Annotated in this window: 11 protein-coding genes; 1 reads left to right on the plus strand and 10 read right to left on the minus strand. The window is 39.0% G+C overall.

Annotated elements, in window-relative coordinates:
* Positions 1-11: 11 nt before the first annotated feature.
* Positions 12-914 carry a shikimate 5-dehydrogenase gene (locus MHB38_RS19025; protein ID WP_008344408.1) on the plus strand — a complete coding sequence of 301 codons (903 nt, stop codon included), beginning with the start codon at positions 12-14 and terminating at the stop codon, positions 912-914.
* A 46-nt stretch (positions 915-960) separates the two neighbouring features.
* On the opposite strand, the gene MHB38_RS19030 is transcribed toward MHB38_RS19025, so the two are convergent.
* The 10 genes from MHB38_RS19030 to bglA form a co-directional block, all read right to left on the minus strand.
* A complete protein-coding gene (locus tag MHB38_RS19030) occupies positions 961-2,154 on the minus strand; it encodes an MFS transporter (RefSeq protein ID WP_017368408.1) in 1,194 nt (397 codons plus the stop codon).
* A 330-nt stretch (positions 2,155-2,484) separates the two neighbouring features.
* Positions 2,485-3,954 (minus strand): glycoside hydrolase family 1 protein, encoded by a 1,470-nt coding sequence (locus MHB38_RS19035; RefSeq protein WP_341004228.1) that lies wholly within the window; start codon positions 3,952-3,954, stop codon positions 2,485-2,487.
* A gap of 13 nt (positions 3,955-3,967) precedes the next feature.
* On the minus strand, positions 3,968-4,816 hold the full coding sequence (gene licT, locus MHB38_RS19040; RefSeq protein ID WP_017359941.1) for a BglG family transcription antiterminator LicT: 849 nt from the start codon (positions 4,814-4,816) through the stop codon (positions 3,968-3,970).
* Between the two features lie 35 nt (positions 4,817-4,851).
* Complete coding sequence (locus MHB38_RS19045; protein WP_017359942.1) at positions 4,852-6,726, minus strand: beta-glucoside-specific PTS transporter subunit IIABC; 1,875 nt, start codon at positions 6,724-6,726, stop codon at positions 4,852-4,854.
* A 413-nt stretch (positions 6,727-7,139) separates the two neighbouring features.
* The gene (locus tag MHB38_RS19050; RefSeq protein WP_017359943.1) at positions 7,140-7,634 is read right to left on the minus strand and encodes a YxiF family protein; all 495 of its coding nucleotides are present in this window, start codon (positions 7,632-7,634) and stop codon (positions 7,140-7,142) included.
* 674 nt (positions 7,635-8,308) lie between these two features.
* Positions 8,309-8,671, minus strand: coding sequence for a hypothetical protein (locus MHB38_RS19055; protein WP_046527526.1), 363 nt, complete (start codon positions 8,669-8,671; stop codon positions 8,309-8,311).
* A gap of 30 nt (positions 8,672-8,701) precedes the next feature.
* Complete coding sequence (locus MHB38_RS19060; protein WP_341004332.1) at positions 8,702-10,360, minus strand: ribonuclease YeeF family protein; 1,659 nt, start codon at positions 10,358-10,360, stop codon at positions 8,702-8,704.
* A 201-nt stretch (positions 10,361-10,561) separates the two neighbouring features.
* Positions 10,562-11,797: a TerD family protein gene (locus MHB38_RS19065; RefSeq protein ID WP_035390067.1), complete on the minus strand. Its 1,236-nt coding sequence runs from the start codon at positions 11,795-11,797 to the stop codon at positions 10,562-10,564.
* A 328-nt stretch (positions 11,798-12,125) separates the two neighbouring features.
* Positions 12,126-13,106 carry a restriction endonuclease gene (locus tag MHB38_RS19075; RefSeq protein ID WP_046527586.1) on the minus strand — a complete coding sequence of 327 codons (981 nt, stop codon included), beginning with the start codon at positions 13,104-13,106 and terminating at the stop codon, positions 12,126-12,128.
* A 174-nt stretch (positions 13,107-13,280) separates the two neighbouring features.
* The gene (gene bglA / locus MHB38_RS19080) at positions 13,281-14,720 is read right to left on the minus strand and encodes a 6-phospho-beta-glucosidase BglA (protein ID WP_144741109.1); all 1,440 of its coding nucleotides are present in this window, start codon (positions 14,718-14,720) and stop codon (positions 13,281-13,283) included.
* Between the last annotated feature and the right edge of the window lie 5 nt (positions 14,721-14,725).

A 14,725-nucleotide genomic window follows, 5' to 3' on the forward strand; every position in this document is an offset into this window, starting at 1 on the left:
AGATGTCAATCATGACAAACATACACGAACGTAATATTGATGGAAAAACAAAATTAGTCGGTCTTCTTGCAACACCAATCGGGCACAGCCTGTCACCACGGATGCACAACCTTGGCTATACACTAACAGGAATCAACTATGCTTACCTTGCTTTTGAGGTAGGAAATGATGAACTAGAAGCAGCAGTAAACGGGATGAAAGCAATGGGTGCAGCTGGATTTAACGTATCCATGCCGAACAAAATGAAAGTGCTCGATTACTTAGATGAACTAGATGATTCTGCAAAATATACTCGTGCAAGCAACACAGTTGTGAACAAAGATGGCAAGCTGGTTGGCTACAACACAGATGGTCTTGGTTACGTTAGAAACTTAATTGAACATGGCGTTGAATTAGCTGGACAAAAGGTCACACTCGTTGGATCTGGCGGCGCTGCAACTCCGATTGCCATTCAGCTTGCACAATCAGGTATTCGTGAAATTAGTATTTTTGCTCGTAATGACCAATACTTTGTTCAAGCAGAAGAAAATGTAAATTACATCAACAACGAAATGAAATCATTCGGTGTCAAAGCGAATATTTTCCCACTTGAAGACAAAGACGCTTTCCGTCGTGAAGTAGCTGAAAGTGCGATCTTAGCAAACGGGACAAGCCTTGGCATGAAACCATTAGATGAGCTCAGCATTATTGACGATACACTTGATGTATTACGCAAAGACTTAATCGTGACAGATGTCGTCTACAACCCGCAAAAAACAAAACTTCTTGCTCAAGCACAAGAAGCGGGTGCCAAAACGATTAACGGTCTTGGCATGATGCTATGGCAAGGTGCCCTTGCGTACAAACTCTTTACTGGCGAGGATATGCCGGTTGAACAAGTGAAACAAATTCTATTTGAAAATGACCGTTTCTAAACGAAACACATAAAAAAGACGACCTCCGCTTTGGAAGTCGTCTTTTTTATTCGTGTATCATCACACGGCGATATCGATAAAGGATATACATCGCCCCGATGATCGCCACAACAGCCACACCCGCATCAAATATAAAGATTTGCAAAATCGTCGAGTGGGTTTCGATCAAACCAGTGACGACCGGAATCACAATGGCGGACACTCCGCCTGCTGTTGAGATAATTCCTGTCATCGTCCCTTTGTTTTTCCAGAAGAACTCAGCCATTACGGTTAACGTCAGCTGAAAGACACCAGCTGTTGAAAAGCCCAATACAAATGCATTGACGGTCCCGATGACTGGAGACTTCACGACCAATAGCACACAGATAGAGGCTAATGTAATAATCGGATAGAGTAGCAGCACGGTGACCGGACGAACAATGCGGCGCAAAAGAAATGCGAGCAATAAGACAGACAGCAAACCGCCCATGCTATAGTAACTAAGCAGCTTCACAGCACTGCCAGAAGCCATCCCCAAAATTTCCTCACCGTACGTAGGCAGCCAAATTTGCGGCAAGGCGTACAGACCATTTGATGTAAAACTGATCACAATCAGTGCGACCCCTTCTCTCCAAAACGTAGGCTCTGATGAGAAGCGCGGAAGTCCATCATGCTCCGTCACCTGAACTTGCTCCACCTTGCGATGATTCGGAAATGGCAATGTCCACAACATCATCACATTCACTAAATAGATAAAAGCAGGTACAAAAAACGCAAATCCATAAAACAGATCATGCTCTGCTAAAAAGAAAATAGCGAGCGGCAGAATGGTCGCCCCAATCGAAATAAACGCCTTCACCATCACATTTGCAGATCCCGAGTTTTGAGGAAAAGCTTCCATTAAAGCCGGATACGTCCCTGCATCCATCGCCGAATTCGCCACCCCTGCCAAAATCGCAAACGCAAACGCGATTTGATAATTCGGAGACAATGGGATTCCAATGAGGAACACTGCCATCAGCACCCCCGAAACCAAAATGACCGGCTTTCGTCCAAAACGATCTGACAGTACACCCGATAGACCATACGTGAGCACCCTGCCAATACCGAGTGCAGATATCATATAACTAATCCCCGCACTATTTGTATCTAATTGTTTGATCAAAAATGGCATATTAGAAGCCAAAATAATATTGACCATACCTAATAAAAAATAATTGATATAAAGACTAGAAGCCGTTCTCAAATACGGATTCCTCATGCTGACACACCCCTCAACACATTGCAATGAAGTGACAAATAATGGTTACGCTTACAAGATTCATGCGTGAGGAGAAACAGCTTTGCAACCTTCACGTACTTGAAACATCTCATCATTTCATACAGCTTACATGCCCTTCATTTATCAAGCATCTCTTCAAATTTTCACTAGCTCTTATTTTATATGAATGTGAAAGGTAATGATAGTGAATTGCTTAAATTTGAGGGAAATGCATATCCATATGCATATCTTTTCTTTTACGAGCTGAAACATTCATCAATAAAAAATAGGAGTGGGTATACACCACTCCTTAAAAGATTTCTGACACATCTATTCGTTCATTTCCAGTCCATTTTGACGAATCACATTCTGGTACCAGTAAAAACTTTTCTTAGGTGTGCGATTTAATGTTCCATTTCCATCGTTATCTTGATCAACATGGATAAATCCATAACGTTTTTCCATTTCTGACGATGAATAGCTGATTAAATCAAGAATCCCCCAGCTCGTGTACCCCATCAATTCGACTCCATCCTCAATCGCTTCTAACATCTGCTGGAAATGCTGTTCATGATAACTAATACGATAATCATCATTGATCGTTCCATCCTGCTCCACTTGATCGTTTGCTCCTAATCCGTTTTCAACAATAATCAGCGGTAATTGATAGCGGTCGTATAGATCATTTAAAGAAATACGAATACCAATAGGATCGATCTGCCATCCCCACTCACTCACTTCTAAATAAGGATTCTTTACGCCACCTATCGTATTTCCGCTGACCGTTTCCATCCCTTCACTGTTTTCAGTAGCAACAAGTGAATTGTAATAACTAAAAGAAATAAAATCGACGGTATGAACCTTTAATAACTCGTCATCTCCTAGCTGTTTCTCAATGTGAATGTTTTTTTCTTTGAACAGTCGATGGATAAAACGTGGATACTCCCCGCGCACTTGTACATCTGTGAAGAACATATTAAATTGATTGTTCTTCGATGCCTTTAAAACATCTTTTGGATTACAAGAATAAGGATACGTTGTTAATTTCGTCAGCATACAGCCAATTTTTGAACCCGGGATCATTTCATGGCAATACTTCACTGCCAGAGCACTTGCAACAAATTGATGATGTAGCGCTTGATAAACAGCCTGCTCTACATTATCAAAACGCTCTGACACGATTCCTCCACTTGTAAACGGATGGCGAACAATGCTATCAATTTCATTGAAAGTCAGCCAATACTTGACTTTATCTTTGTATCGATCAAATACCACTCGACTAAATTTCACAAAGAAATCAACAACAATGCGGTGAGACCATCCACCATATTGATTGACTAAGTATAGCGGCATTTCATAATGAGATAGCGTAACGAGTGGTTCAATATCATGTTTCTTCATTTCATCGAATAAGCGGTCGTAAAACAATAATCCCGCTTCATTCGGCTCTTCTTCATCTCCCTTTGGAAAAATACGTGTCCAGGCAATCGAGACACGCAACGTCTTTAATCCCATCTCTTTGAAGAGCGCCATGTCTTCTGGATAACGATGATAAAAATCGACACCTCTTCGTTTCGGATAACCTTCAGCGGTATCTGCACGCATCGCTTGTTGAATTTGTTCTTCATCCACTTTATTGTGCTTTTTATAGTCAGACTTGCTGAGGCCTTTTTTAAAAATCGCCACATCAGCAGTCGATAGCCCTTTTCCGTCTACATTCCATGCACCTTCTGCTTGATTAGCCGCAATAGCGCCACCCCATAAAAAACCTTCTGGAAACTTTCTAACTTGATTAGACATCTCTCTTCCTCCCTTAAGACGATCCATTATTTCTTAAAACCACTCGATTGACATGAATAATTAAATACATTTTTTCGTCATTGGATATGGTGTAATCCACATTTGTTTTAATATATTTCTCGATTTTCTCCACACATTTCACTTCTTCAGGGTATTTCCTCATGATTTGATCGATTAAATCATGGTCATCTGTTTCAAGCATTTTGTTCTCCAGCAACCGCTGAACAAAGAACTGTAAATGTGTTAAAAACCTGGAGTAATTAATCGTATCTGTTGGAATATCGATCTTATAATGCATTTTAATGATGTTTAGAATATCTTTGACCATATTGGTCATCATCACGATTTGATTCAAATTGTCTTCTGTCTGCTGCGCATTTACTAGATGAAAAGCAATATTCGCTGCTTCTTCTTCCGGTAATTGAATACCTAGTTGTTTTTTTATTAGATCGAGTGCGTGCATACCAATGCTAAATTCCTCGGGGTAAAATTTCTTCACTTCCCAAAGCAGGCGATTTTGTATCGTGAGATGTTCCTTAAAGCGCTTTGTAGCCATAAAAAGGTGATCTGTTAGAGAAATATAAAGATGCTCATTTAAGTGTGTGGATAATCGATGCTTCGCATAGGAAATAATCTCATCCGTTATGATTAAAAATTCCTCTGGAGTCTCTCTCATGAGCTCAGCTAAATCATTTGACGTGCTTTGATCTTCTAGCACATAAATCTTTTGTATATCTTCCTCTTGAATAAGACTGCCAGGCTTATTTTTAAACCCGATCGCCTTCCCCATTACGATGATTTCCTTTCCATCATCTCGTTTAGCGAGAACCACACTGGTATTCAGCACTTTTATAATTTCCATACCATATCACCTTCCTGGTTACATTCAAAATCTATTTATAAGACAGTTAAAAGTGGCTGCTGATGACCAGAAGGATTGGTTTTTCCCTCTTGGGTTAAAATTTCTAAATAATCAGCCGAATTTGTAATGATCACTGGTGTTGTTGTGTCATAACCAGCCTTTTGTATACTCTGATCATCAAATTCAATTAAAAGCTGGCCTTGCTTTACTGTATCACCTTTTTGAACATGTGAAGTAAAATGTTGTCCATTTAAGTTAACGGTATCAATCCCAATATGAATAAGAACTTCAACACCTAAGTCTGACTTTAGACCAATCGCATGATTTGTATGGAAAATCATTTCTACTTGCCCATCAAATGGAGCTACTACTTTTCCATCGCTAGGTTGGATCGCTGCCCCCTTACCCATCACTTCTTCAGAAAATACTTTATCATTTACTTTCGCTAATGGGATGACAGCTCCTTTGATCGGTGCATAAATGACCTCACGATTTCTTGTGTTTTCTGTTGTAGAGATAGGCTCATTGCTCTTCTGGACGACTTCATTTTCTGCATCTTTAAAGCCAATGATGTAAACAGCAATAAATGCGACTACCGCTGAAATGACTGCACCAATAATGGCAAACGTAAAGTTTGAAGTCCCTTTTTCAATGAAAATCGGCATAGTGGCAATTCCAGGTGAAACCATGACAAACGCTTTCAGTTTAATTAATCCAACAAATATACCTGAAACCCCTGCTCCAATCATACATGCAAGTAATGTTTTCTTAAGCTTTAAATGGACACCGTATAATGCAGGTTCTGTGATGCCAAATAAAGCAGAAATTCCTCCGGACATCGCAATTTGTTTTAACTTAGGATCTTTTGTTTTAAATGAAACTGCCAAAGCACCTCCACCTTGTGCAAAATTCGCCGCTAACATGGCTACTCCAATGAGCGCATCATATCCAGGCGAAGCAAGGGAAGCGATAACAACTGGATAGAACACCTTCTGCATGCCAAACATCACGATAAAAGGTAAGAAAACAGCTAAAATTGCAACAGCCGCCCATCCCGCAGTTTGTTGTATCCATAGCACTCCCGCTGCTAACCCTGCGCCCAGATACATACCGAGCGGCCCTAGAAACAGTAAACCAATCGGCGCGACAATGATCATTGTGATTAAAGGAACCATAAAAATTTTGACGGGTCCCGGTGATAATTTATCCGCAAGCCTTTCAACATAGGACATAAGCCAAACAATCAATATAATTGGAATAACCGATGCGCCATAAGATACAGCTTTCAAGGGTATTCCAGCAAAAGCAACTGGATCGCCACTGCTAAACAAAGCTGTTAAGTTAGGATGTAATAAAACCCCAGCCAAAGCCATGGATACCATAGGGTTTGTGCCAAATTTTTGCGAGCTTGTATAGGCTAACAAAATCGGCAAGAAGAAGAACGCCGCATCTGAAATGATTTTCAACACCAAATAGGTCTGACTATCTTCTTTCATCAAATTCAGCATCGGCAACAAAATCAACAAAGCCTTCAACATACCAGCACCGGCAATTGCAGGGATAATTGGTGCAAAAATGCCAGTGATTAAATTGGCAAAACGATTGAAGTATCCTTTGAAGCTATGATCTTTATTCTGGACAATTTGCCCGCTTGCTTCTGGGTTGTGATCAATAAGCTTTGCAAATTCTTTATAGACATAACCTACATCATTTCCAATAATAATTTGATACTGACCTGCTGTATCCGCTACTTGAATAACGCCATCAAGACGACTAATTTCTTCAGAGTTTGCACGTGAAGAGTCTTTTAATGTCAGCCTTAATCTCGTCATACAGTGGATCGCATTTTGAACATTTTCACTTCCACCAATATGCTTTAGAATGTCTTGAGCTAAGTCTTTATGGTTCATCAAAGTCACCGCTTTCATTTTTAATTATAGGAGCTCAGGCAACAAAAAAAGACCTGGATTGGGTGGGAATATACAAATACAGATATCCCATCCAATCTAGGTCTTGCCTGCCGAACAGTAACACGCCTTATTGAATGTACGCATTATTCTATTTTTAGCTTTTCATCGTTTCATGAAACCGCTTTTAACATGTTAATATCACTATAGTAAGTAATTTTTTAAACAAAAGCAACATTTTTCTTAAAAATCAAATAAAAAATGAATAAATATAGATCAAAGAGTCTGTTTTTATCAACCAAATGTACCTTTTCAGATGACTGATAGAGTGAGAAAGAATAAAACAAACTAAAAACGATGTCAACCTGACACCATTGAGAAACCCTGACTATCAAGAAAACCTTATCTCTTCGTCTCTACATCCCACTTTTAATCTCACAGCCCCAAATACTAAACTCATAAAAATATTCTGTACGCTCTATGCATAATCCAAAATGAAAATCCTCTGCTATTAAAATGAAATCTCCGTATCCACTTAAAAATTTGGTTTGCTCAAGAAGTTGATTTAAATGATGAAACACTTCATCCACATTCACTAAAAGTGCTTCAATTTCATGATCTCGGAAAAAAAGCAATCTCCCTTGTTTAGGAGTCTCTTTTATCCTCCCGACCATTTCATTTAACATTTGTGTAGACTTTTCAATATGCTCTAGATCGTTGTCTCCATGTATTTGACTTTTATGTTCTCTCGATTGCAGGAAAGTAAATACCTTCTGACAAAAAAATTGATTCTCTTCGACCTCCAAAAAAGGGGGTTCTGGAAGTGTCATATAACTTAATTCGTTTATTAAGTGCTTTCTTCTGCTTTTTCTTTTTAAGGTTTCGATTTTTGTTTTTCCTTTATTATTCATAGGAGCACCTCCACAAGGCGTATAAACATTGCTCTCTAGACATCTCCCCCTTGAAAATTCCACCAGGCTACACGGTGGAATGAACTGATTTCTAGATAACTATGCTTTTTTTCAAAATTTCCGGATATAAATCTAGGAAATCAATATAAATGGGGACTTTGTATAATTACATGTACGTAATAATGAATCTTATGTTGTTTAAAATCCGAATAAAAGTGTAAATTAAATAATCTTGATCAGTATAAAACCAATCAAAGTACTATTTTTGTACCCTCTTCAATAGGATAACTTCTTAATGTATCAATACAAATCTCAAATAATTCAACATCATTAGTATTCAGCAAATCCAATAAAATATGAAACTCATATTCATTGCACTCATTATCGAGACAGTACGCAATTTTTCGCTGCCACTCTATCGGTTTATTGAGTACCTGTTTTGATAGTTCTCCCCAATCGTTTAGGCTAAAATACAAGAGTATCTCACTTACTAGTATTTATCAGCGGATAAAATTTTATCCAGTTCTATATACATTTTTAATGCTCCAATGATGGTTCCACATATTTTGCTTTTTAAGCATTGTTTGGTTTTTATTCATTATAAGACCACCACCATAGAAACGGCAAAACAGAGAAGCAATAGCCTTATTAACCTCGTAGAAATACATACAGTTTTATTTCCACCAGTTATATGTAATTTCTTTTAAATGAAATTCTATAAAATCTATCACTTTGCTATAGTCATCAGAGCTAAACTCCTGAATAGGATTGTCCCAATCTGTATTTTTAACTATTAGAACAAGATAGTTGCCATCTGAAGATAAATCGGGATACCAACCTAAGTCCAATGTTATTGATGATTTCTCATGATAAAGCTGTAACAAACTTTCAGTGAACATAAACCATCTTTCATCTTCTGTTTCTAACTTTCTAGGGTCAATTTCCCAAAAATGATTATAACGGACATTCCAACCTTCAGTTATCCTCAAGGGATGAATGTTTACTTCCGGAATATCAAGTTTCACATGCTTTCTCATCTTTATCCGACCTCTTTGTTAATTTTATAGTTATTTTATTCCTAATTTGTTTAAATACTTATTTAATCTATCACCAGCTATTGGATGACCGTGATACACATTACCACTCGTTAGTTCTCCTCTAATCCAACTAGTAGATTTTCCATTATCATAACCAACAACTTTACCAGTATCATAAATGAAGTAAAAATTATTATTGCCATTATCAATGATATGCCCTCTTTGAAGAGCTTCTTTTTCTATCACTTTATTATTTATTTCAGGTAGGTATTGAGCATTTCGTCTTCCGGTTTCACTAAAACGTTTCGCTTCTTCGGCAGTTCTAGCCTTTAAATGCTTATTATCATGATGAGAATATACTGCACTATTTATCTTTATTCTAAAATCTTTTCTACCATAATAACTTTTATGAGCAATTTCATCATGCCTTTTTGAAATATTAGGTATACCTGAACTCTTTACACCCATCTTCCCATGAAACCCTTTTGCCCCAAACGGCAAAAGCATCCCAAGCGCTGCATTCATACTCGCTTCCTGCTGTTCTTTCGAGATCTTATTTCCAAACATATCTCGACCCGTAATCGCTTCGCTGAAGCCGTTTGTTGCGGTGAGGCCATATAAGCCTTTTTGTGATGTTTTCAGGGCGTCAAAAGACTTCTGTGATGTCTTGTAAATGTCTACTGCTCTGACTGCGGCGGACGTGGCTTGAGTCGTTTTATAGACAGCTTTCCCGCCTTTGAAAATGCGTCCTGCCCAACCGACAATCGGGATGTAGCCTGCTGCTGCCATGCCGCCTGCGGCGACTCGCTGTCCTGCGGTGAGTTCTTCACCTGTGATCGGATCGACACCTGTTGCGGCACGTTTTGCATCGTTCACGCCTGTCAGTTCATTGACGATATTTCCTCCGTAATCAAGAGCTTTTTCATACCACGGACGGTTGGCTAGTGCTTCTTGTTCCTTTGCAATCTTGCGGGCTTCTTCTTGATCTTTTTTGATTTTTAGATATTCAGAAGTTTGCTTCTCAATATCGCTTTTTGCCTTGTAGATTTCGCTATTTTGATACGCTTTCTTGTCAAAATTCATAGGCGAAATGGATTTTCCGTCATTTGTGGCATTGATCATTTCTGCGTACAATGCCATTGTAGCCTTCTCCTCAGTCTCTGACAAAGCATATTCATCTTTTAGATTTTGATCAAGTTCTATTAAATCTTTAACCGTTTTCTTCCGTTCATCTTCCGCATCAGCAATCTTTTCGTCAAAGGTTTTACTATCAAATACCTCCAGAGAAATGAGGTCATCAATATCTTGAAAAATCGTTTTGAGTGCCTTTTTTTGATCCTTCACGATGCTTTTGGCATTCTTGATTCCCATATGTACAGCGTTGTCTAAAAAGTGTTCTTCTACAAAGGTGTCGCCGCCAAAATTTGTATCATCAAGTGTCCCAGAAACACCTTCATGAAAGGCCTTTTGTTTATCAATGAGGCTAATAAATATGTCCACATTTCCGGCGAGTTCTTTGTAGAAACTTTTAATGTTATCGGCACCTTTTCCAGTGAAGTCGTCACCGAGGTTGGCAACACCTTGTAATGCCTTTTTTAAATCTATCATTTGTTCGCGGAGTTCCTGATAGTGTTTTGCCCTTGTATCCATGGCACTGGTTAGTGCTTTTGCATCAAGTATCTTGCCCAGAAGAAGCCACTCCCTCCATTATTGATCATAAAGTCTATTTTACCGTGACCTCCAAAACTGAAAAATAGGCTAAATGACATAAAAAATGGAATGGACTTTCTATTCAATTTACCCTCTAATTTGGATAAACGAGTTTATCCATTGTAGAGATATAGAAAAGGCCAGACAGTTCATTATACTCTGTCTAGCCACATGTTCACGTCACTTATAGTCATTGATTGGTCCTTTATCCATCAAAACATCAATTTCATTTGAAGACTTCATTTTTAATTTAGGTCTGCGCTCGGAATTCGGCTTGCTGTAAAGCTCTAGTGGACGGATGATCACGCCATCATTTGTGTTTTGAAGTATACCAGGAACACAAGAATAAATTCGATCATTGTCATTTGCATGTTTTGCATAAATCGTGACAGACGTTCCTTGATGATTATCGATACTCATAGACACTCTATATCTATAGAAAGAACCTGTTCCATTTGATTGAGCAGAGTAAACAACGGGTACCACCGCAAGGATATCATCATTTAACCTTAGTTTAATGACTTCTGTTTTCATTGATTCACGATCTCTACCGACATCTCCCATATGCTCAACAGCCCCGTTACCGTAACTTTTGAGAGCGGGAACACCTTTTGCGCCAAACATGGCCACATCTATTTGTTTTCCTGACTTCGTATAGATCAACGCGTAAATATCATAATCGGTACCAGACTCCCAAGATACTGTAGCCGTAATCTCTGGTGTTTTGTCAATGATGATCGGTTTATGACCTTTGTCTAGACTAATTTTACCTTGAACTTTCTCTAAGCTAATAGGTGCAGAGACTTTCTCTTTAGCGGCTGTGTTCATTGGAGCAGGCTCATTAATTTGTTTTTCAGAAACCATTTGAGGAGGTGTAGAAACATCCTGTTCATCAGGTTCAACCTCCACCCCATAAAGCTTGCATAGCCCTTCCAATCCAGAATCGAAGCCACGCCAGATGGATCGTGCTTTCGTTTCACTATTTCTTATGTATAGCTCTACTACGACAATACCCTTTTCATTTGTAAAGCTTACTGGTGTTAGGTATAGCACCTCATCACCTGTTCGAATTTCTGCTTGCAGATTCTTCACATGAGAAAAGCCGATTCCTCGATCCTCTGTTAGTGTAATAGCCATCTTTGTGATTCCGACAGGCACTTTGCTCATATCAAAATTCAATTGATGTCTTTTCAACTGATCTGATATCTCTGCTGGTAAAAGTGTCGCGACACCCGTAGTACTCTCCGGCTGATTGTAAAAAATAATGCCATTATCTCCTTGAACTAGATCTGAATCTGTTAAGAGAAACGCCGTTAAAGAAATATCAATTGCAGATGACACTTCATAACTGATGAATAATTGCCCCTTTGGAGAGTTTAGTACGGTATTGGCACCCATTTGCAGAGTTTGATTCATTTCAACAACTCCTATTCTTTATCTACCATTTATCGTTTTTATAGACCAATTATACCGAATTATGTGATAGAACCTATTAAAACCTTTACCTCTTTTCAACCTCTACAATGATATGAGACAATGCCAACTAAAACCGCACTACTCTAGAAGGGAGAACCATTGTGTATAAATTAATTATTCCTGCTGTTATGGTGGTATTCAGTCTGTGGATTCTTCTTCAATTATCAATGAACATCAATATCTTTCAGAATCCAATGAACTATTTTACCGTCATTACCCTCTTTTTTCTTTGTATTCAGGAGTTATTGAAACATAGACAATAAAAAGATCACTCAGGTACATACACTTTTTTCAGAGGTAATAAGGATCTTGTCTCAGCTGGCATATGTTCATACCAATGTACAATAAGATTTACGAGTTCTTCTAAGTCCACTAGATGAACCTCATTATGCTTCGCAACAGCTTTTGCATGAGAAGTAAACCCACCAGTAGAAACAAATAAACTGTTAGCATTCATTGGATTAGCACCTAATAATTGCTGCACCTCTGGCGAACTGGCTGAATTTTTCCGATGCTTTACTTGTACTTTAATAATAGGCTTTTCAAATCCAAATGCATCTTTATAAGCTAATACATCCACACCGCCATCTGGCCCTTTTGGACTCACGCGAACATTGTATGACATTGCTTGCAGTAAGCCTCCGACTAAGTCTTGCATTTGCCACGGGTCCAATTTATCTACTTTATCTTCAATCATGACAGTAGCTTTGCTGACTAAATCTTCGATAATTTCATCTTCTTCGGTTTCATCTTCAGGCGCTGATATAGATGTAGGGTTTTTGAGTAAATGTTCAATCTCTTTCCCCCAATCATCTACACGAAAAACAGTTGATATAGAACCGAGGCTGTTCTTAGCTGATTGACTGAGAGAATCTCGTTTAACTGCTATTGGTTCCCAATTTACCTGAATATGATTTGGATACATTTTATCTCCAACTGCTTCATCAAAAAAATGCGGAGCAATCACCGTACCTACTCGATATTCACGGCTTTCTTTTATGTACGTAATGATTCGATCTCCCTTTTTGATTTCTCTACTAAACCTCCATACCTGACTGACCCAGCTTCTTCTCGTAAAAGGTTTGTTCTCAGCGAATATGACATCAGCTCGAGCATTCATCTCTTGCTTTGTTTGATATTGTTTTGGATTACCTAATTTAGGCCACCCTATCGATGCAATGCCTTTCTCTTCCCAAATTGTAATTAATTCGTTTTGGTCACCCGCACGAACCATCCACCATTTCGTCATTTACTACCTCTCCCATTCCATCTATCTTCTCTTATTTTCATCATCAAATATTCTATCTAAATTATAAGACTTATTTCTTGTTAACAAAAGGATATGCGCACCATTTTTGTCGAAAGAAACACAAAAACCCGAACAAGCGTATACCACACTCATCCGGGTCTGCATTTTCCTTTGTTACACTTCTTCACCATTCGTTGCAATGACGTTTTGGTACCAAGTAAATGAATCTTTTTTGAGTCTCTTCATTGAACCATTACCTTCGTTATCGCGGTCAACATAGATCATGCCGTAGCGTTTTTTCATTTCACCGGTTGTGAATGACACGATATCAATGATGCCCCAAGGTGTGTAGCCGATGAGGTCCACACCGTCATATTCAATCGCTTTTTTCAGTGCTTGAATATGAGAAGCGAGATATTGAATTCGCTCTGGGTCATGAATAGAGCCGTCTTCTTCCACTTGATCAATGGCACCAAAGCCATTTTCCACAATGAATAGCGGGATTTGATAGCGATCGTAAAAACGATTCAATGTATACCTTAAACCTGTCGGATCAATGGACCAACCCCAGTCACTTGATTTGATATACGGATTTTCCACACCATGTGGCAGTGCTCCATTGACAATGTCTCCGTTGTGATCAGATACCGCATCGCTTTTGACCGTTGTTGACATATAGTAGCTAAAGCCAAGGTAATCTACTTTTCCTTTTCTTAAGCTTTCTTCATCGCCTTCTTCAAAAGGAATGTGATAGCCTTCGCGCTCAAATTCTTTTAACGCGTAGCTTGGATAGTAGCCACGCACCTGGACATCTGGGAAGAAATAGCGCTGTCTCATATATTCTTCTGCCAGCATGACATCCTCTGGGTTTGAGGAATATGGATAAATTGGCACGTGGGACACCATCGCTCCAATTTGAAAGGACGGATTGATCTCTTTTCCTTTTGCCACTGCCCATGCACTTGCAAGCAATTCATGATGTCCCGCTTGATACATGACTTCTTTGGCATTTTCGCCTTCTTTGACCGATACGCCTGAATTTGTCCAAAGGAACAATGGGTTGTTGACATCCATTTTGTTATTGATTTCATTAAACGTCATCCAGTATGTGACTTTGTCCTTGTAACGATTGAAGCACACTTCCGCGAATTTCGCGAAATATTCAGCGACTTTTCTGCTTCGGAATCCGCCGTATTCTCTTGCCAAATGGAGGGGCATTTCAAAGTGAGACAGCGTAATGACAGGCTCGATTCCATGTTTAATCAGTTCATCAAACACATCATCATAAAACTGTAAGCCTGCTTCATTCGGCTCTTCTTCATCCCCTTTAGGGAAAATTCGGCTCCAGCCGATCGATGTTCGTAAGCATTTTAATCCCATTTCAGCAAACATGGCGATATCTTCTTTGTAACGATGGTAGAAATCAATGGCTTCATGGTTTGGATAAAAAGTTCCTTCTTCTATCGTTTCCGTGATCTGTCTTGGTACACCATGAGCACCTGCTGTCATCACATCTACAACACTCGGCCCTTTGCCAGCTGCATTCCATCCACCTTCGAATTGATGAGCGGCTAATGCCCCGCCCCATAAGAAATCTTTTGGTAAAGTCATTATCTATT

It is taken from the genome of Bacillus sp. FSL K6-3176 (assembly GCF_038003325.1).
GTDB classification, from domain to species: Bacteria; Bacillota; Bacilli; order Bacillales; family Bacillaceae; genus Bacillus; species Bacillus altitudinis.